17 protein-coding genes are annotated in these 18265 nt (G+C 66.4%); 3 read left to right on the plus strand and 14 right to left on the minus strand.

Annotated elements, in window-relative coordinates; translation table 11 throughout:
• Positions 1 to 1491 carry a molybdopterin-dependent oxidoreductase gene (locus AWC03_RS03570; RefSeq protein ID WP_085239141.1) on the minus strand — a complete coding sequence of 497 codons (1491 nt, stop codon included), beginning with the start codon at positions 1489 to 1491 and terminating at the stop codon, positions 1 to 3.
• Positions 1492 to 1504: 13 nt separating this feature from the next.
• Positions 1505 to 2005, minus strand: coding sequence for an oxidoreductase (locus AWC03_RS03575; RefSeq protein ID WP_085239142.1), 501 nt, complete (start codon positions 2003 to 2005; stop codon positions 1505 to 1507).
• 220 nt (positions 2006 to 2225) lie between these two features.
• Between AWC03_RS03575 and AWC03_RS03580 the strand changes: the two genes are divergently transcribed.
• Positions 2226 to 4193, plus strand: a complete 1968-nt coding sequence (locus AWC03_RS03580; protein ID WP_085239143.1) for a SpoIIE family protein phosphatase — start codon at positions 2226 to 2228, stop codon at positions 4191 to 4193.
• Here AWC03_RS03580 and AWC03_RS03585 read toward each other — a convergent pair.
• The 6 genes from AWC03_RS03585 to AWC03_RS03610 all read right to left on the minus strand — a co-directional run bounded on the left by AWC03_RS03585 (position 4190) and on the right by AWC03_RS03610 (position 10337).
• A complete protein-coding gene (locus AWC03_RS03585) occupies positions 4190 to 5434 on the minus strand; it encodes an acyl-CoA dehydrogenase family protein (RefSeq protein WP_085239144.1) in 1245 nt (414 codons plus the stop codon). The two genes, AWC03_RS03580 and AWC03_RS03585, sit on opposite strands and share 4 nt — an antisense overlap.
• On the minus strand, positions 5431 to 6573 hold the full coding sequence (locus tag AWC03_RS03590) for an acyl-CoA dehydrogenase family protein (RefSeq protein WP_085239145.1): 1143 nt from the start codon (positions 6571 to 6573) through the stop codon (positions 5431 to 5433). Before AWC03_RS03590 ends, AWC03_RS03585 begins: the two co-directional genes overlap by 4 nt.
• A gap of 97 nt (positions 6574 to 6670) precedes the next feature.
• Positions 6671 to 7642 (minus strand): alpha/beta hydrolase, encoded by a 972-nt coding sequence (locus AWC03_RS03595; protein WP_085239146.1) that lies wholly within the window; start codon positions 7640 to 7642, stop codon positions 6671 to 6673.
• A 138-nt stretch (positions 7643 to 7780) separates the two neighbouring features.
• The gene (locus AWC03_RS03600; protein WP_085239147.1) at positions 7781 to 8938 is read right to left on the minus strand and encodes an amidohydrolase family protein; all 1158 of its coding nucleotides are present in this window, start codon (positions 8936 to 8938) and stop codon (positions 7781 to 7783) included.
• A complete protein-coding gene (locus AWC03_RS03605; RefSeq protein WP_085239148.1) occupies positions 8935 to 9981 on the minus strand; it encodes an amidohydrolase family protein in 1047 nt (348 codons plus the stop codon). The genes AWC03_RS03600 and AWC03_RS03605 overlap by 4 nt, the downstream gene beginning before the upstream one ends.
• On the minus strand, positions 9978 to 10337 hold the full coding sequence (locus AWC03_RS03610; RefSeq protein WP_085239149.1) for a Rieske (2Fe-2S) protein: 360 nt from the start codon (positions 10335 to 10337) through the stop codon (positions 9978 to 9980). The genes AWC03_RS03605 and AWC03_RS03610 overlap by 4 nt, the downstream gene beginning before the upstream one ends.
• Before the next feature lie 151 nt (positions 10338 to 10488).
• Here AWC03_RS03610 and AWC03_RS03615 point away from each other — a divergent pair, with 151 nt between their 5' ends.
• Together AWC03_RS03615 and AWC03_RS03620 are read left to right on the plus strand one after the other, a co-directional pair.
• Positions 10489 to 11715 carry a cytochrome P450 gene (locus AWC03_RS03615; RefSeq protein ID WP_085239150.1) on the plus strand — a complete coding sequence of 409 codons (1227 nt, stop codon included), beginning with the start codon at positions 10489 to 10491 and terminating at the stop codon, positions 11713 to 11715.
• Positions 11712 to 12869: a Zn-dependent alcohol dehydrogenase gene (locus tag AWC03_RS03620; RefSeq protein WP_085239151.1), complete on the plus strand. Its 1158-nt coding sequence runs from the start codon at positions 11712 to 11714 to the stop codon at positions 12867 to 12869. Before AWC03_RS03615 ends, AWC03_RS03620 begins: the two co-directional genes overlap by 4 nt.
• On the opposite strand, the gene AWC03_RS03625 is transcribed toward AWC03_RS03620, so the two are convergent.
• The 6 genes from AWC03_RS03625 to AWC03_RS03650 all read right to left on the minus strand — a co-directional run bounded on the left by AWC03_RS03625 (position 12862) and on the right by AWC03_RS03650 (position 18234).
• Positions 12862 to 13599: an SDR family NAD(P)-dependent oxidoreductase gene (locus tag AWC03_RS03625; protein WP_085239152.1), complete on the minus strand. Its 738-nt coding sequence runs from the start codon at positions 13597 to 13599 to the stop codon at positions 12862 to 12864. The genes AWC03_RS03620 and AWC03_RS03625 overlap by 8 nt on opposite strands.
• The gene (locus AWC03_RS03630) at positions 13596 to 14036 is read right to left on the minus strand and encodes a VOC family protein (protein ID WP_085239153.1); all 441 of its coding nucleotides are present in this window, start codon (positions 14034 to 14036) and stop codon (positions 13596 to 13598) included. Before AWC03_RS03630 ends, AWC03_RS03625 begins: the two co-directional genes overlap by 4 nt.
• 67 nt (positions 14037 to 14103) lie before the next feature.
• Positions 14104 to 16008, minus strand: coding sequence for a YhgE/Pip domain-containing protein (locus AWC03_RS03635; protein WP_085239154.1), 1905 nt, complete (start codon positions 16006 to 16008; stop codon positions 14104 to 14106).
• Positions 16009 to 16010: 2 nt separating this feature from the next.
• Positions 16011 to 16688 (minus strand): hypothetical protein, encoded by a 678-nt coding sequence (locus AWC03_RS03640; protein ID WP_085239155.1) that lies wholly within the window; start codon positions 16686 to 16688, stop codon positions 16011 to 16013.
• Positions 16675 to 17331 (minus strand): TetR/AcrR family transcriptional regulator, encoded by a 657-nt coding sequence (locus tag AWC03_RS03645; protein ID WP_085239156.1) that lies wholly within the window; start codon positions 17329 to 17331, stop codon positions 16675 to 16677. Before AWC03_RS03645 ends, AWC03_RS03640 begins: the two co-directional genes overlap by 14 nt.
• An 81-nt stretch (positions 17332 to 17412) precedes the next feature.
• Positions 17413 to 18234, minus strand: coding sequence for an SDR family NAD(P)-dependent oxidoreductase (locus tag AWC03_RS03650; RefSeq protein WP_085239157.1), 822 nt, complete (start codon positions 18232 to 18234; stop codon positions 17413 to 17415).
• Positions 18235 to 18265 lie beyond the last annotated feature (31 nt).

Below are 18265 nucleotides of genomic sequence, written 5' to 3' on the forward strand. Positions count from 1 at the left end.
TCAGATCTCCACGTCCTTGTCGTAGAAGACGCGATCCTCGCGCCAGCCTCCGGTGCCAAAGCCAATGCCGGCGAAGTCCTCGACGAACTCGATCTGGTTGATCCATTTGGTCATCTTGAAGCCCACCTGTGTCTCGACCCGTAGCCGCAACGGCGCGCCATGCTTGATCGGTAACGGCACCCCGTTCATTTCGTATGCCAGTAGTGTCTGCGGCTTGCGCGCGAACTCCAGATCGATGACTTCGTAGAACTGGCCGCCCCCGTGCGAGGCCGGTTCGTCGGTGCTGTTGTCTTGCATGCTGAGGAAGCAGATGTACTTTGCCTGGGGCAGGGGCCGCACCAACTCCACGAGTCGGCCCAGGTGCAGGCCCTTCCATTCGGCGATGCTGGTCCAGCCCTGCACGCAGTTGTGCATGACGCACTGCGTCTCGGGCTCGGCCAGGGACCGCAGCGCGGCCAGATCCAAAGTCACCGGGTTCTCGACGAGCCCACCCACCCGCAGTCGCCAGTCGACGAAGTTGTGCGCGGCCATCACTTTGAAGCCGATGCTCGTCGGTGGCTTGCCGTTGACTCGGTGTTGTTCGGAGATTTTGCTCTGCGGGTAATTCTGCCGGGAGTTCAGCGGGCGCAGCAGCAGCAGCCGGGCACCGGTGGTCACTGCCCCGAGTACGCGCTGCACCGACCGCGGACTGTGATGACTCCAGCTGGTGGCGGCCCAGTGGATGGCGATGATGGCACCGATGATCCCGAACGACAGCGCCGTCGCCCAATAGGCGTTGCGCACGGAACCGAAGATCATCAAGGCGGTGAGCCGGCCCCAGCCCCAGAAGAAGATCATCGACAGATGGATTGCGATGAAGACGATGAAAGCGACCAGCCCGAGGAAATGCAGACTGCGCGCTTTCTGGCGCCCACCCCACATTTGCACGTACCACGGAAACCGCGCCTCGATCGCCGGTGACTGTGCCGCCCCCGTCAGGATCTGGAATGGCGCGAGAATGAAAACGACGCCGGCGTAGGTCAGCTTTTGAATGGCGTCCAGGGGCTCACCGGGCAGCAGCGGCGGCAGGTTGAATGACATATAGGTGACGATGTCGTTCCATGCCTCGGAGAAGATGGACCAGGAATACGGCCAATACCGGTGCCATTGGCCGGTCGCGAAAAGCAGGATGTAGTACGACAGCCCCAGCAGGATCCAGCCGATGACGGAGATGAAGTGCCAGTGCCGCCCGATGCCCAGTTGGGCATGGCCGGGCAGCGCGATGACCGGGTGATAGTCCTCTTCTTCGTCGAGGGTGTCGTATAGCCGATCACGTGGCATGACTTTGCGGGTGAAGCGCGCCCATTCAGTGCCGGGTTTGCTGTCGTCGTGCCCATACAGCTTCGGATGGGTGGCGAGGATTTCCATGCCACTGCGAAGGAGCAGCGTCAGAAACAGGACATTGAGCCAGTGGTCCACCCGCAGCCACACCGGGTAGTCAAGCGTCGTCATGGCGGGACTCCAGTCAGTCGTACCAGTGCTGCCGTTGGGGATAGGCCACATTGATGCCGGACAGCACCGTCGTATGCACCGCGATGAAGCCCGCGGCGAACACGAAAGCGAACGTTCCCGGTGCCACGTCCCATCGGCCGGTCAGCGCTTCCAGGCCGGGGAGGGTGACCCACCGGCTGGCCAGGTAGACCGCGACGAAGGCGAGGCAGACCATGCTGCCGAAGTACCAGCCCGCCTCGGGAACGTGCGGTTTGAGGGCGAACATCATCGCCGCCCCGGCCGCCAGGCAACAGATGGCCAGCACAGCCGCGTAGGCCACGAAGTACCCGGGCACACCCGGTTCCGTGAGGAAGACATAGGCATGGACTGCCACCAGACCAGCCAACAGCGACGCGCCCAATGCGGTCACCGTTCGCGGCAGGTTGAAGGCGACCCAGCCGTTCAGGGTGAAAACCGGTGCAGACATGACGCTTCGCCACGCCGAGATCAACCGCCGCGGGACGACATCGACCATGAGCGCGTGATACCCGCGCCGAGTAACTACAAACCGCACTGGTTTAATCACCGGACGGAATCTGCGAGCTGCTTTTGCGCGCGCCACGCGAGGAAACTGCTGCAGTGAGCAACCGGGCGCCATTGATACTCTTAATGCCTGCGCGTGGCGCGTGTCCGGCGCTTTATGACCAGCTTGCGGGACTCCGTCCGAGAAAGGGTCCGTAGGAGGAACGGCCAAAATGGCGGGCGAGAGAAACTGGGACAAGACCGTGGGTGCGGGCGACGACGTCCGCCGCGTATTCGATCACATTCCCGCCCTGTTGGTTGGCCTCGAGGGGCCCGACCACCGCTTCATCGCGGCCAACGCCGCTTACCGCACACTCAGCCCGCCGATCGACACCATCGGCCTGCTCGTGCGCGAGGTCTATCCCGAGCTGGAGAGCCAGCGGATCATACAAATGTTCGACCGCGTGTACGAGACGGGCGAGCCACAGTCGGGGACCGAGTGGCGGGTGCAGGCCGACTTCGAGGGCTCGGGAACGGCGCAAGAACACTTTTTCGATTTCATCGTCACGGCGCGGCGCGACGACGACGGCTCGATCGAGGGTGTGCAACTCGCCTTCATCGATGTGACCGACCGGGTGCGGGCACGGGTGGCCGCCGAGTCCCGGATGCAGGAGTTGTCCGAGCGGTACCGCAACGTCCGCGATTCGGCCACCGTCATGCAGCAGGCATTGCTGGCGCCGTCGGTACCGGTCGTTCCCGGCGCCGATGTCGCGGCCGAATACCTCGTCGCCGCCGAGGACACGGCCGCGGGCGGCGACTGGTTCGATGCGATCCCCCTCGGGGACAGACTGGTTCTCATCGTCGGTGACGTCGTCGGCCATGGCGTCGAGGCCGCCGCGGTGATGTCGCAACTGCGCACCGCGCTGCGGATGCAGATCCTGGCGGGCTACCCGCTCGCCGAGGCGCTCGCCGCCCTCGACCGCTTCCACGAACATGTGCCGGGGTCGAGGTCGGCCACCGTGTGCGTGGGCTCGCTCGACTTCACCACGGGCGAATTCCAGTACTGCACCGCAGGACACCCACCGCCACTGCTCGTCGGGGCGGACGCCGACGCGCGGTACCTCGTGCCGTCCGGCGCCGGCCCCTTGGGCAGCGGCACGGGTTTTCCGGTGCGCACCGAATTACTGGACGTGGGTGACGCGGTCATGCTGTACACCGACGGCCTCATCGAACGTCCGGGCCGGCCGCTGGCCGCCAGCACCGCCGAATTCGCCGACCTGGCCGCGACCATCGCCGGCGGCCAGGGCGGCTTCGTCATCGAGTCCTCGGCGCGTCCGATCGACCGCATCTGCGCGGAGACCCTGGAATTGCTGCTGCGGCCGACCGGTTACAACGACGACATCACGCTCCTGGCGGCGCAGCGGCGCACCCCGCCGCCACCGCTTCACATGACAGTGGATGCAACCATTCAGGCCGCGCGCGCCGTGCGCGGCCGCCTGCGGCAATGGCTCTCCGACGTCGGCGCCGACTCCGACGACATTTCCGACATCGTGCACGCGATCTCGGAATTCGTCGAGAACGCCGTCGAACACGGTTACGGCACAGAGGTTTCCGACGGCATCGTCGTCGAGGCGGCACTGGCCGGCGACGGCAAACTTTACGCTTCGGTCATCGATCACGGCCAGTGGAAGGATCACCGCGAGGGCGAGCAGGGTCGCGGCCGCGGCCTTGCCATGGCCGAGGCCCTGGTGTCCAGCGCGCACGTCACACATGGGCCCGACGGGACGACCGCCACCCTGACGCATTGCCTGTCTCGGCCGGCCAATTTCGTCACCGACACGCTTGTCAACCGATCGGATCAGCACCGCTCGGTCAATTCCGAATTCGTCTCGGTGGTCGCCGAACCCGGCCGCATCGTCGTCAGCGGCGACGTCGACTCCATCAGCGCATCCACGCTGGATCGGCAGATCGCCGTCGAAAGCCGTTCCGGTGTGGCGCCGTTGACGATCGACCTCAGCGCCGTCACCCAGCTCGGCTCGGCCGGCGTCAGCGCGCTGGCCGCCGGCCGGGACCGAGCCCACCGTCAGGGCAGCGAGTACGTGCTGTTGGCCCCGCCCGGAAGTCCGGCGCACCACGTTCTGACGCTGGTGCAGCTCCCGGTCGTGGGCGGTCTCACCGAGAATCTGGTCGCGGAGGGCTAGGGACGGTCGGACCGCTGGCCGTGCCGCACCTGCTTGAACGGCACGCCGCGGTCGGCCGCGTATTCCCGCGGGAAGCCCAGCACCCGCTCACCGATGACGTTGCGCGCCATCTCCGTTGTGCCGCCGCCCATCGCGACGGTCTGGCGGGACAGGTAGCGCAGCCCCGTTTCCAGCCCGTCGCCGGGTTCCCCGACCACGCCCGCGCTTCCGGCGACCGCCATGGCGGTGTCGACATCGAGGGTCACGGTCTCGGCGTGGAACAACCGGATCAGCGTGCCGGCGGCCGGGGGCAGCGCGCCGTCCCGGACGCTGCGGTACACGTGACCGATCAGTTGCTCGGCCACCGCGCGCTGTACCAGGACGCGGCCCGCCATTTCCTGCAGGCGTTCATTACCCGCCTGGCCCGTCTTCTCGATCAGGCTTACATAGTCGACGGGGTTGGCGTTGCCGCCCTCGCTACCGCTCCCGCTGGCGAACTCGGACCCCTGCCCCACCGCCCGCCGCTCGTGGTAGAGCTGTCGAGACGCCACCGCCCAGCCGTCGTTCACCTCACCCACGACGGCGTCGTCGCCGACGTCCACCCCGTCCAGAAACTCCTCGCAGAACTCCGTGGAACCGCTCAACATGGTGATGCGCCGCAAGGTGATTCCGGGGTGGGCGATGGGCACCAGGAACATGGTCAGGCCCTCATGCTTGGGCACATCCCAGTCGGTGCGGGCCAGACACAGCCCGTAGTCGGCGGCGAAGGCGCTGGTGCTCCACGTCTTGGCGCCGTTGAGCACCCAGCGATCGCCGCGCCGCTCGGCCCGCGTGATGACACCGGCCAAATCGGATCCCCCGCTGGGCTCCGACAACAACTGCACCAGCACCTCGTCGCCGCGCAGCGCCGCGCCGATATGCCGCCTCTTCTGCTCCTCGCTGCCGGTGTCGAGCAGGGTGGCGCAGCAGATGGTGAAGGTGGGGGTGTTGAGGATCAGCGGCATCTCGTAGGCCAGGGATTCGGCGTCGAATGCCTTCTGGTACTCGTAGTCCAGGCCGAGGCCGCCGTACTCGCGCGGGAAGCAGATCCCGGCGAATCCGCCTTCGTAGAGCCGCTTTTGCAGTTCTCGGGCCCGCCGCCAGGATCGTTCGTCGTCACGCGGCGCGGGCGGCGGCGACTCGGGGTCGATGGGGGGCATGTTGTCCGCGAGCCACGACCTGGCGCGGGCCGCGAACTCGGCGACGGATTCGGTGGACGTCATCTGTTCGAACGTCCCGCCTTCTCGTATTCGTACACGCGCAGGTTGTGTTCCTCGGGCGTCCCGAACATGGAGCGGTACAACGTGATTCGGCGCAGGTACAGGTGCAGGTCGTGCTCCCAGGTGACCCCGATTCCCCCGTGCATCTGCACGCAGTCCTGCACGATCCGGCCGGCCATCTCACCCACGTAGGACTTGGCGACACTGGCCGACAGTCCCGCCGCGGGTGAGTTGGCGGCGACGTCGGCGACCGCCGCGGCCGTGGTCGCGCGGCAGGCCTCGAGCCACAGTTTCATGTCGGCGAATCTGTGCTTGAGGGCCTGGTAGGACGCGAGCGGCCGTCCGAAGGTGTGCCGGTCCAGGGCCCACCGGACGGTCAGGTCGAACACCGTCTGCAGGATGCCGACCACCTCGGCGCACTGCAGGGTCAGGGCGATGTGGCCCAGACGGTCGACCAGCGCAGCGGTCTCGGCGGGCGCGCCGACGGCCGCCGAGGGCCCCACCACGACACCGTCGAAACGCACCCGGGCGTAGTGCTTGACCAGATCGACCGACTGCTGGGGCTCGATGGTGACTCCCGGCGCGTCCGCGGGGACCAGAATCTGGCGGAGACCGTCACCGCAGCGCGCCACCACCAGCAGCATCTCGCTCTGCGCGGCGGCCTCGACCCGGTCCTTGGTGCCGTCGATCCGGAAACCCGAATCGACGGCGGTGGCCGTCACCGACGGGCTCAGCGGCGCCCAGCCCCGGCCCGGTTCCGAAACGGCCCACGACGCCACGGTTTCACCGGACATCAGCGCCTCGATGGTGCCGGCGTGCGGTTGCCGGTCCCCGCACTCGACGAGTGCGGCCAGCACGACGCTGACCGGATACAAGGGCCCGGGCGCCACCGTCTTTCCGAGCTGTTCGGCAACCATGGCCAGGTCCGCAAGACCGCTGTCCGAGATGCTGCCGCCGCCCAGTTCCTCGGGCACCAACAGCCCCGTCCAGCCCAGCTCCGCGGCGCGCCGCCACCAGGCAGGATCAAAAGACACCCCCGCGGCGTGCAACTCCCGCACACGGCTCAGCGGCGCTTCCTTTTCCAGAAAGGCTTGGGTCGTCGAGGTGAACAGCGTCCTTTCGGGAGAGTCGAGTGTCGTCATGCTGCCTCTCGTGGAGAGAATTCGCCGGCGTCTCCGATCGTAGCAATGGGCGCTACGGTAAGAGATACCGGAGTTCCGTCGATAGCGCCGTTCGCCGCTATATGGCGAACACGCGCCGCAGCGTGCGCGCGTGCAAGGCCCGGTTCTCCCGAGAAACAACCCAATCGGGAACCAGCGAGTCGAATCCGTTGAATGCCGCTGCGATGACGTGCAATTCGGTGTGCACGTAGGCGTGCAACAGCCTGTTCGCATAGTCGATGGCTTCGTCGCGGCACGGATCGATCTCCGCGCAGCTGATGAACGTGGGCGGCAAGCCCTCGAGGTTCGCCCGGTGCGCGGGGACGTGTTGACCGGTGGCGCCCGCGTGCCCGAGGTAATGACCCCACGCCCGGCTCACCGCCGGCCCGTTGAGCCCGGGCGTGCGCTGGAACTCGCGCCGCGACTGGGTGGCGTCGGAGTCGAGCATCGGCTGGTGCAGGATCTGCACCAGGATCTGCGGGCCTTCGTCGTCGAACATGCGCTGACCCAGGCCCGCGACCAGAGCCGCACCCGCGTCGCGGCCCATCACCGCGATGCGGTTGACGTCCACGTTCAGCGCTGCGCAATTGCGGATGGCGTAATAGAAGCCCGCCTCGACGTCGTCCAATGCCGCCGGGCAGGGATGCTCGGGCGCGAGCCGGTAGTCGACGGATATCAGCAGGCAGCCGCCCTCCCTGGCGAGCTCTGCGCATTGCGCGTGGTCGGTGTCGAGGTTGCCGGTCACGAAGCCGCCTCCGTGGGCGTACAGGACGAGGGGGGAACCCGATCCCCCTCGATCCAGGTCGGGACCGCGGTAGAGACGAAGGTTCAGCTGGTGGCCGCCCGGGCCGGTGATGGTGCGCGTTTCGATGGCCACACCCTCGGTGTCGGCCGCCGCGGCGCGCTCGGCGGCGCGCCGGTTGGCGTGTTCGCGTTCGGCGGGCAGCGTTTCGGCACGGAATTCGACGACGCCGAGCGCGGTGGCGGCCTCCCGGAGCACCGGGTCGATGCGGGTAAGGCCCTGCGGCCGCGACAGATTCGTCTGTGTCATGCCTTCTCGTCTTCCGGGCTCATGGATTGCGGTTTCGTCCGGTCCCGGCGCGAGGGGCGCCGGAAACCCTCTTCAAGGTAGACCCGCGATTCCGTGCGGCAAAAGACGCGGTGTTTCACCCTTGAGCGCTGCCCGGATTCACCGTTCTCCGGGGAGCGCCTTGACCGTCGCCGGTAGCCCATACAGAGCGGTCGCATTGCCGCGCATGATCCGCTCCCGTTGGTCGGGCGGGAACCGGTTGATCGCGTAGGTCGGCGAGTCGTAGCTCCAATGCGGGTAGTCCGTCGAGAACATCAGGTTGTCGCCCAGATCCATCATTTCCAGGTACTCGCGGAATTGCACGGTGTCAGCGTCTTCCAGCGGCTGGGTGGTGAACCGAACGTGTTCTCGCACATACTCCGACGGGCGGCGCCGCACGTGGGGCAGGTCGCCGCGGCGGGCTTCCCAGATGCGATCCATCCGCGACATCACGGGCATCGCCCAGGTGAATCCGCCTTCGACGAACACGACCCGCAGCTCGGGGTGGCGGTCGAACGCGCCGTCGAACACCAGGCTCATCAGGTGCGAGACGTACAGCAGGGGCCAGGAGGCGAAGAAGTCGTGCCAGTGCGCGGGATTGCCGACCGGATACAGCGGGATCAGCTCGAACGGCGTCTGCCCCATCAGGTGGGTAGCCACCGGGAATCCGTTGCGCGCCGCGGCCTCGTAGAGCGGGTCGAAATGTGGGTTGCCGAAGGGAATCCCACGGGTCTGCGGTGTCATCAGCACCTGGGCCATGTACGGATGTCCCGCCCATCGTTCCACCTCGCGGGCCGCCTGCTCGGGGGTCTGGGCGCTGACGCTGATGGATCCGCGCCAGCGGCCGTGCCCGTTGTTCTTGTCGAGCCAGACATCGGCGAGCCAGTCGTTATAGGCGGATTTCAGAACGTGTTCGGCCTGTGGCAGTTGGGCGTCGCACATCGGCTCCAGCGTTGCGATGCTGACGCCGGCATCGAGCAGCAGTTGCTTGGCGGCGAACTCGGGGTCGCTGCCCGCGAACCCGCCACCCGGCGGGGCGGCGTCCATCCGCAACGACATGGTCTTGTACGAATCAGGTGTGTCGTAGAAATGCGGCACCGGCGCGACCGCGTTGCCGGTCGGCCATATCCTGTCCACCCATTCGGGCGCCGCGTACGACTTCAGCACGTCGGTCGAGACGGGCAACGGGTGCACATCGGTGTCGACGATGGTGACGGCGATTTCGTCGCCGTGGCTCTTAGACGGGTCAGCCGCTCCGACCCGTTCGATCGTGGTCATCGGACACGCTCCTTCAGCCCGTATAGCTCACTGGCGTTTCGCCACAGCACTTTTTCGCGTTGCGCGGCATCGAGGCCCTCGGCGACGCTCCCCGGCGCCGAGGTCGACCAATGCGGATAAGCCGAGCCGTACATCAGCAGGTCGGACTTGTTGGTGAACTCCATCCAGCGCTGCGCGTCGCCGGCGTCGGTCGGCCCGTCGAACGCCGAGGAGCAGAACCTGACGTGGCCGGGCAGGTATTCGCTCGGGTAGCGGTCGACCCACGGCGTCTGATCGCGCATCGACACCCAGAAGGTGTCCAGCCGCCAGATCAACGGGGTGAGGATGTCGTAGCCGCCGTCGGCGAAGACGAACTTCAGGCCGGGGTGCCTGGCGAACGTCCCCTCGACGATGAGGGTGGCCAGGTGCACGAAGTAGTTCAGCGGCATGAACGCCGCGTATCCCGGATAGGTGTGGGCGTGCCCGGCGAAGGTGGGTGGATAGTCGACGCCGTTGCCGCCGTTGATGTGCACCGCCACCGGCAGTCCGTGGGCGGCGGCGGCCTCCCAGATCGGCTCGAACATCGGTTTGCCGTAGGGCTCGCGGGACTGCATCGGGACGCCGACCTGTACCAGTTTCGGGTGGCCGGCCAGGCGCTCGATCTCGGCGACGGCTCCTTTCGGGTCTTCGGGATTGACGCGGATGGTGCCCCGGAATCTGTCCGTGGAATCGGGGTCCAGCCAGCGGTCGAGCAGCCAGTCGTTGACCGCCGCGCAGATCCTGCTGTTGAGAAGGTAGTCGGCGATGTTTCCGCGGGTCAGCGGGTTGAGGATGGCGTATTCGACGCCCCGTGTGAACAGGTGCCGGCGGACGGTGTCCGGGTCCGATCCCGGGTAGTGCTCCCCGTAGAGGTCTTGCCGGTAATCGCCGCCGGGTGCCTGATACCACTGCTGTTCGACGTCGGGGATCGATCGCAGTTTGTGGGCGGCCGGCAGGTAGCGCCGGATTTCGGCGTTGGAGCGGAAATGCGGCTGCACGTTGGCATCGATGATCGACGGGCTCATGCGGTCAGGTACACCTCCCCGTCGGTGATGTCGACCGGATAGGTGCGGATACGCCGGGTCGGATCGGCGACGCTCTGCCCGGTGGTGATGTCGAATTCCCAGTTGTGCCAAGGGCATCGAACGATCTGCCCGTCGCGGACGCGCCGCAAGCCGCCGGGTTCGTCGGGGGCGAATTCGGTGGTGCCACCGAGCAGGCCGAGGCACAGCGGAGCGCCCTCGTGCGAGCAGTAGTTCACGATCGCATACAACTCGCCGCGCACGTTGTACACGCCCACGCCGAACTTCCCGACGTCGACCAGTTTCATCCCGCCGGGCGGCAGGTCGTCCAGCGAACACACAAATCGCCGCTCGGGCACTTACACCACCGCCTCACGACGCCACGCAGCATCAATACTGTGCCCGTTACGGTAACCACGACAAGCCGTTGGGCTTAGTTGCTATTTATACTATGATAGCGATATTCCCCGCGTATCCAATCCGCTTACCGGCTGTTCAGGAGGAGCGCTGATGACGCTCAGCACCGACCCCGCCAACCAGCCCGTCGCGCTCGACCTCACCGGCGAAACCAGCCCGTACCCGTTCTTCGAATACATGAGGAGCACGGACCCGGTTTGGCACGGCGCACTGGCGGACCACTCGCAGATGCCCGAAGAGCTGCGGCCCAACGACGAGTGGGTGCTGTTCGGCTACGACCCGGTGTTCCAGGCGTTCCGCGACGACCGCATCTTCAGCTCCCACAAGTACGACGAGACCATCGGTTTGGTGATGGGACACACCATCCTGGCGATGGGCGGCAGGGAACACCACGACCACCGCAACCTCGTGGCCAAGGCCTTCCGCGCCACGGCGCTGGAACGCTGGGAGCCGTCGGTCATCGGACCGGTGTGCGATCAATTGGTGGACGAGATCAAAAACGACGGCCACGCCGACCTGGTCAAGGCGGTGACGTTCGAATTCCCCACCCGGATCATCTCCACCCTGCTCGGTTTGCCCCCCGAAGATCTCGACCTCTTCCGGCGGTTGTCCCTCGACCTCATCTCGATCCCGACCGACATCGTCGCCGGCCTCAACGCGGCGGCGGAGTTGCACGGCTACTTCCTCGAGCAGGTCGAGCAGCGGCGCCGCAAACCCACGAACGACATCATCGGCGACCTGGTCACGTCCGAGATCGACGGCGAAAAGCTCAGTGACGAGGCGATCATCGCCTTTCTGCGGCTGTTGCTGCCCGCCGGGCTGGAGACCACCTATCGGTCGTCGGGCAACCTGTTGTACCTGTTGCTGACCCACCCCGAGCAGCTGGCGCTCGTCTACCAGGACCGGTCGCTGATACCGATGGCGATCGAAGAGGGCCTGCGCTTCGAGACCCCTCTGACGATGGTCATGCGGACCACGACCGAAGAGGTCGAAATCGGCGGCAAGACAATCCCGCCCGACGCGCAGATCGACATGTGCATGGGCTCGGCCAACCGGGACGACACCCGCTGGACCGACCCGAACACCTTCGACATCCGCCGGCCGCGACAAGCACACATCGCGTTCGCCGGCGGCATCCACATGTGTCTCGGCATGCACTTGGCCCGGCTCGAGACGCGGGTCATGCTGAACAGCCTGTTCGACCGCGTCAAGGACCTCGCCTTCGTGGCCGACGACGGCACCGGCCAGGAGCCCAGGATCGTCGGGCTGACGTTCCGCTCCCCCAACAAGCTTCCGGTCACGTTCTCCCCGGCCGCATGAGAAGCCGCGCGGCCGTCCTGCACGACGTCGGCGGGCCCTGGTCCGTCGAGGAATTCGAGCTCGATCCGCCCCGCGCCGGCGAAGTCCTGGTCGAGATGGCGGCGGCCGGTCTGTGCCACTCCGACGACCACATCCTCAACGGCGACATGTCGGCACCCAACGAGGTGATGCGATCCCTCGGCCTGCCGGCCATGTTCCCGACGATCGGCGGACATGAGGGCTCGGGCATCGTGCGCCAAGTCGGCGATGGCGTGCGCGATTTCGCCCCCGGTGACCACGTGGTGATGTCGTTCGTCGCGGTGTGCGGCCAGTGCCGCTGGTGCGCGACGGGCATGGAGTACATCTGTGACGTCGGCGCTTTCACCCTGACGCCGGGCATGCCCACCGACGGCACGTTCCGTCACCACACCGCCGACGGCCGGCCGCTGGGGCACCTGTCCAAGGTCGGTGCGTTCGCCGAACACACTGTGGTGTCGACGAATTCACTCGTGAAGATCGAGCCGCAGCTGCCGTTGGCGCCATGCGCGCTGCTGTCGTGCGCCATTCCGACCGGTTACGGTTCGGCCGCCAATCGCGCCGGGGTGCGGGGCGGTGACACCGTCGTCGTCATCGGCGCGGGCGGGATCGGCACCGGCGCGATCCAGGGCGCGCGGATCAGCGGCGCCGCGCAGATCGTCGCGGTGGACCCCGTGGAATTCAAGCAGAAATCGGCGTTGCGGTTCGGCGCGACCCACACCGCCGCCACGGCAGCCGAGGCGCAAGACAAGGTGCGGGAGTTGACATACGGCGTCATGGCGGACGCCGTGGTGGTCTCGCCTTCGCTGATCACCGCCGAGGATGTGCGTGATGCGCTGAAGTTGACCCGCAAGGGCGGGACGTGCGTGCTCACCGGGATGACCTCACAACTGACCCGGTCGGTAAAGGTCGATCTGCAGGACTTCATCCTGATGAACAAGACGCTGGCGGGAACGATATTCGGCTCGTGCAACCCGAGGGCGGACATCTCGCGGCTGGCCAGACTCTATCAAACCGGGCAGCTCCAGCTCGACGAGATGATCACCCGGCGTTATCAGCTCGAGGAGATCAACGACGCCTACGACGACCTTCGCAACGGCAAGATCGTCCGCGGCATCATCGATTTCGGGATCAGCTGAGTCCCTTTCGGCCCATCACCCGCTGCAATTGGCCGTATGCATCGATGGGGCTGTGCAGCGCCAGACCGCCGTCGGCATGCACGACTTGGCCGGTCACCCAGGGCAATTCGAGGACGCCCACGATCGCGCCGGCGACGTCGACGGCGTTCCCGAGGCCGCCGAGCGCGGTCCGTTCGGACAGGGCCTCCACCCAGCCGGGCAGTTGCTCGGGTTTTGCCAGCATCGGCGTGCGTGTGACACCCGGGCCGACGGCGTTCACCCGGATGCCGCGCTCGCCCCACTCCGCCGCGGCCACCTTCACCAACATGTCCACCCCGGCCTTGGACACGCAGTAGGCGCCCATATCGCGGTCGGCGAGGGTGCCGCTGATGCTGGAGACGGCGACGATCGAACCGCCCACCCCGGCGTCGATCATGGCCTGCGCCGCGGCGCGGATCGTCAGCCAGGTGCCCGTGAGGTTGACCGCCAACACGCGGTTCCATTCCGCGGGCGCCTGCTCGAGCAGCAGGCCCGAGGCACCGACGCCGGCGCAGGTGACGATCCGGGTGGGCGCGCCGTGGTCACGCACGGTTTGCGCCATGGCGGCCGACACCGCCTCGGGATCGCTGACGTCGCAGGCGATGTCGGCACCGGCGAGGTCCCACACCACCACGTCATGCCCCGCTTCGCGCAGTCGCGCGGCGACTTCGCGCCCGATCCCGGACGCGCCTCCGGTCACCAGGGCCGTCATTGCGCAGGTCCGATCAGCTCAACCAGTACGCCATCGGGCGCCGTGACGACGGCCATCGGCACCGTCTTTCCGCCGGGCGCCGGCATGGTGATTCGATGAACACCGTCGGCGAATCCCAATTCGGCGAGCGTGGCGAGCGTTTCGTCGACGTCACGCTGCAGGGAGAGCAGAAAGAAGCCGTGCCGCGGACGCTGGGGCGGCACCAACGCCTCGTCGGCGCCGGCGAGGACGACCAGTTCGACGATGCCGGCTTCGGGTGCCTGGGGATCGCCCAGGAATATCGACTGCAACCGGTCGGTCTTGGCGCCGAACAGTTCTGGCCAATCCCCGGTGAAAGTGTGGTCGAACAGTTCGGCGATTCCGAGGCCGTCGCGCCAGAACTGCTTCGAGCGCTCTACGTCAGCGGTACAGATCGCGGCATGGTGAACACCCAACATCGGCTTCCTCTCGATTGCGCAGCCTGTCCACCATCATGCAACGTCGATCGTTGACGCGGGCGTTCGCCTACATCTTGATCGCGGGGATCAGCCTGCTGAGATTCCAGACGCGGTCTCTTCGCGCGCACAGGCAGGAGATCGCCAGTGCGACAGCCGTTATCCCAGCCAGCACGATGATCGCCTGCCATAGGCGGGCGTCGATGCCGCCGAGGATGAGCTGCCGGAGTCCGTTGACGCCATAGGTCATCGGGTCGAAGCGGTGCAAGACCTGGAAAGGCCGTGACGTGGTTTCCACGGGATACATGCCGCCCGCGCTGACGAGCTGCAACATGAGCAGGGCCATGATCAGCACCCGGCCCACCGCCGGACCGACAAGCGCGTTGATCGCCTGCGTCGCGGCCACGAATGCGCCGGAAATCAACATCATGAACCACAGCATCGCCGCCGGGTGCACCGCGTGCACCCCGAGGGCGAACCGGACCACGCAGTAGAGAATGATGGCTTGGCATACCGCGATCGCGGCGGCAGGCAGGAAGCTGGCGAGCACCACACGGATCGCGAGCACCTCCGCGGCGATCGCGCGGCTCTGCAACGGCCGCAGTACCATCCACAACACCAAGGCACCGAAGAACAAGGCCAGCGTGAGGAAGAACGGAGCCATCCCGGTGCCGAAGTTGGGCGCGGCGTTCTCATGTGAAGCCTTCAGTTGTACCGGACCACCGATGGTGTCGGCGACCGCATCCTTTTGCTGGGTGGTCCAGTTGGGCACCTGCTTGGCGCCGTCGGCGAGTTTGGTCGCCAGCTCGGCCGATCCGGTCTTGAGTTGTCGTGCGCCGTCGTCGAGTTTGACGATGCCGCCGGCCAATTCGGCGTTGCCGGTGGCAACCTGCTGAGCTCCGTCGCGCAGCTGGGTGAGCTTGTTCGTCAGGTCCTGTCCCTTGCTGCCGACCTGGTCGAGAGTCGACGCGAGCGGACTGCCCGGGGTGCGCAACCCCGACGTCAAGGAAATCGCCGCGTTCTGCGCATCGGTGAGCTGCTGGCGGATCTGGGGCGTGAACTGGTGACCCCGAAGCTGATCTTGAATGGCGCGCAGGTTGTTTGCCAGCGGATCCTGTCGTGCGGAGAGCTGATCGATCACCGGCGAAAGCGAGTTTGCGGCGGCATCCTGCGCCGTGGCGATGGCACCGATCTGGTCGTTGGCCTGCTGAAGCGCGGTTGCGCCTTGTTGCAGTTGCTCAGTGCTGCCGCCGATTTGCGACAACGCCTTGGTCACCGCGAGCAGGGGATCGGTGGCCTGGTTGATTCCGTCTGACAGTTGCTTGGCCCCAGCGGCAAGCGTTGCCGAGCCGGAACGGGCGGTATCCAGACCGGCCACCAGCTGGCCGGCGCCGTCATCGAGTCGAGCCGCCCCGTCGGCGGCCTGCTTGATGCCCGATCCCGACGAAACCACTATCGACAGAACCTGATTGACGGCTTGTCCCGAGATGCGGCTGGACACGGCGTTGAGTACCTGGCTGATGGCGGTGCGACCGATGCTCGTCGAGATGTAGTTGTTGGCATCGTTGTAGACGGCGATCAGGTTGGCCTTCTTGGGTTGTCCGGTCACCGGTGATGCGATCGCCGCGCTGAAGTCCGGCGGCAACTCGACCATGAAGTAGTACTTGCCGTGGTCGACTCCGTTGCGTGCCTCGGGCGAGTCCACGACGTGCCAGTCCAAACCGCCGTCCGCGGTGAGGCTCTTGGCGATCTCCGCGCCGGCGTTGAACTGCTGCCCGGACACGACGGCGCCGCGGTCGGAGTTGACCAGCGCGACCGGCATCTTGTTGGTGTGGCCGAAGGGATCCCAGAATGCCCACAGGTACAGCGCCCCATAAACCAGGGGCAACAGCATCAGCACGACGATGGCCACGCGCGTCAATCGGCTGCGGCCGAAACGTTTGATCTCCGAGCCGAAGGCGAGTCCAGCCAGCATCTTCAGTCCTCTCCGGTCAGGATGCGGTGATCGTGTAGTTCATGGTCGGGCGCATCCGTGCCGAGCGGGTTGGTCACCCCGACAACGACGGTGCGCCGCTTCGCGATCACGCCGAGTCGGTCGGCCGCGATCGCTCGCCGAGAATTGTCACGAACCTGTTCGAGGTCGCCGACCACCAGGATCGGACGATTCGACAGCAACGCCAGCGTGATTCGCAGCAAGAACAGTTCCAGGTCTGACAATTCGACGATGTAGGTGTGGTGAGACGGCGGGGGTATCTCGCCGAAGACCTCGGCCAGCTCGGCCGGACCCGATTGCACCGGCACCGATGAGTACCACGGCGCCAGCCAACGGGATTGCTCGGCGAGCACGGTCTCCACGGTCACCGATTCCTCCAGGTCGTCGATGTCTTCGAAGGCCGCGATCGAGCAGTGTCGGCGGATCGCGCGCGCGGTTGTTTCACCGAGGACGTTCAGCGTGCCGTGGCTCGGCTTGAAACGTCCCGCGAGCGTCAGCAGCAACGTGGTCTGGCCAGGTCCGCCGGGCATCTGAATCGCGTGAAAACCCGGTGTGAGCGCGAGATCGATATCCGAGAACAGGGGGCCGTGCTCGCCGTCGACGCCTAAACCGCGGGCGATGATCACCGGCGCCGCAGCGTCCTGCATGTCATTTGTATCCATCGTGAGGCTCTCCCTGATCGGTGGAAACCAGGACCGATTCCAGCGCTGCGGTGATCAGCTGCGTGAGCAGGTCGGGGTTCATGGCCCCCGGACGCAGGACCTCTTCCATCGCGATGCCGAGGTTGATCGTGACGACGAGCTGGGCGAGGTCGGCGAGCTCCCGATCGGACGCCACGGAGGTGGTCGATCCGACGATGTGCAGCGCTTGGTCGGCGGCAGCGGCGCGGCGACGCCGGATGAGGCGCTCGCGCAGCTGGGGGTCGCGCTGGGCGCGCAACCAGTATTCGACGAACAACACGTAATAGTCGGAATGGTCGCGAACTGTGTCGAGCACCGATCTGCTCAATTCGCGTGCGGCTGCGCCGGTGTCGCCGCCGCTGCGGTCCAGCGCGGTCGCAATCTGCTCGCCGCGAAGCTCGAACTGGCGGTCGACGAGAGCCAGGAACAGTTCGTCCTTGGATTCGAAATTCGAATAGACCGCGCCCTTGGTGAAGCCCGCGGCCTGCCCGATCGCGTCGATGGTGGCACCGGCGAACCCTTCGGCGGCGAACACCTTCGACGCCGCGTCCAGGATCCGGTCGCGAACCTCGTCGCGGGTGGGGCGGGTTCGGCGCGGCTTGACTGGCGACATAGCCCGTAGCATACTCCTCAGTATCGAGTGGATACCAATGGGTATCGAATTGTGCGCGGGGCGGGCCGCCCTCTTGCTGGCTCCGGTGGTCGCCTACGCGAGTTTGGCCAAGGTCCGATCCCACAGCTCGCGCGCGAGCACGGGATCGTCGCCCGCGCGATTGGCACGCGCGATCTTGCCGTTCGAGTAGTACTCGCCGGAGGACCAGTCGATGCCGGGCGTGCTCGAGGCCAGCCACACCAGTTGGTCGGCACCTCGATCCGGGGTCTTGATGAGCCGGCTCACCGGGGTGCGTTGCATCGTGGTCAGGAACCGGGATCCCGACGAATGACCGATGTTGGTGTTGACAAAACCCGGATGCACCACCGCGACCGAGAGCCCGTCGGCGTGGTAGCGCCGATGCAATTCCTTGGTGAACAAGACATTTGCGAGTTTTGCCAGGGCGTAGGCGGTGCTCGGACGGCGCCGGCCCGTCGTGTCGAAATCGGTGAGGGTGACGTTGCGCAGCAGCCGCTGCGACGAGCTCGACGTGTTGATGATGGTGGCGCGCGAGACCACGAGCACGTCGAGCAACAGTGTGGTGAGCAAAAACGGCGCCAGGTAGTTCACCTGAAAGGTGATCTCATGTCCGTCCGCCGTCCGGTGCAGCCTGCTGAAAACCCCACCGGCGTTGTTGCCCAGCACGTCGATGCGCGGGCACTCCGAGCGGATCTTGTCCGCCAGGGCCCGCACGTGGTTCAAATCGGCGAAGTCGGCCACGAAATAGGCCGCGTCCAGTTCGGCGGCGATGGCGGCGGCCTTGCTTTCGGTCCGTCCGACCACAGCGAGATTCGCCCCCGCGCGGCGCAACCGGCGTGCCGCCGCGGCGCCGATGCCGTCGCTGGCACCGGTGATGACGATCGTCTTACGGGTCATTGCCTCGTCCTCCGCGGGGAGCCTAACGACC

The organism is Mycobacterium europaeum (genome assembly GCF_002102155.1).
GTDB lineage: Bacteria > Actinomycetota > Actinomycetes > Mycobacteriales > Mycobacteriaceae > Mycobacterium > Mycobacterium europaeum.

Bases quoted from the DNA above. Each gene is read 5' to 3' on its own strand.
- AWC03_RS03570 (WP_085239141.1), bottom strand. From the start codon at position 1,491: ATGACGACGCTTGACTACCCGGTGTGGCTGCGGGTGGACCACTGGCTC.
- AWC03_RS03575 (WP_085239142.1), bottom strand. From the start codon at position 2,005: ATGGTCGATGTCGTCCCGCGGCGGTTGATCTCGGCGTGGCGAAGCGTC.
- AWC03_RS03580 (WP_085239143.1), top strand. From the start codon at position 2,226: ATGGCGGGCGAGAGAAACTGGGACAAGACCGTGGGTGCGGGCGACGAC.
- AWC03_RS03585 (WP_085239144.1), bottom strand. From the start codon at position 5,434: ATGACGTCCACCGAATCCGTCGCCGAGTTCGCGGCCCGCGCCAGGTCG.
- AWC03_RS03590 (WP_085239145.1), bottom strand. From the start codon at position 6,573: ATGACGACACTCGACTCTCCCGAAAGGACGCTGTTCACCTCGACGACC.
- AWC03_RS03595 (WP_085239146.1), bottom strand. From the start codon at position 7,642: ATGACACAGACGAATCTGTCGCGGCCGCAGGGCCTTACCCGCATCGAC.
- AWC03_RS03600 (WP_085239147.1), bottom strand. From the start codon at position 8,938: ATGACCACGATCGAACGGGTCGGAGCGGCTGACCCGTCTAAGAGCCAC.
- AWC03_RS03605 (WP_085239148.1), bottom strand. From the start codon at position 9,981: ATGAGCCCGTCGATCATCGATGCCAACGTGCAGCCGCATTTCCGCTCC.
- AWC03_RS03615 (WP_085239150.1), top strand. From the start codon at position 10,489: ATGACGCTCAGCACCGACCCCGCCAACCAGCCCGTCGCGCTCGACCTC.
- AWC03_RS03620 (WP_085239151.1), top strand. From the start codon at position 11,712: ATGAGAAGCCGCGCGGCCGTCCTGCACGACGTCGGCGGGCCCTGGTCC.
- AWC03_RS03625 (WP_085239152.1), bottom strand. From the start codon at position 13,599: ATGACGGCCCTGGTGACCGGAGGCGCGTCCGGGATCGGGCGCGAAGTC.
- AWC03_RS03630 (WP_085239153.1), bottom strand. From the start codon at position 14,036: ATGTTGGGTGTTCACCATGCCGCGATCTGTACCGCTGACGTAGAGCGC.
- AWC03_RS03635 (WP_085239154.1), bottom strand. From the start codon at position 16,008: ATGCTGGCTGGACTCGCCTTCGGCTCGGAGATCAAACGTTTCGGCCGC.
- AWC03_RS03640 (WP_085239155.1), bottom strand. From the start codon at position 16,688: ATGGATACAAATGACATGCAGGACGCTGCGGCGCCGGTGATCATCGCC.
- AWC03_RS03645 (WP_085239156.1), bottom strand. From the start codon at position 17,331: ATGCTACGGGCTATGTCGCCAGTCAAGCCGCGCCGAACCCGCCCCACC.
- AWC03_RS03650 (WP_085239157.1), bottom strand. From the start codon at position 18,234: ATGACCCGTAAGACGATCGTCATCACCGGTGCCAGCGACGGCATCGGC.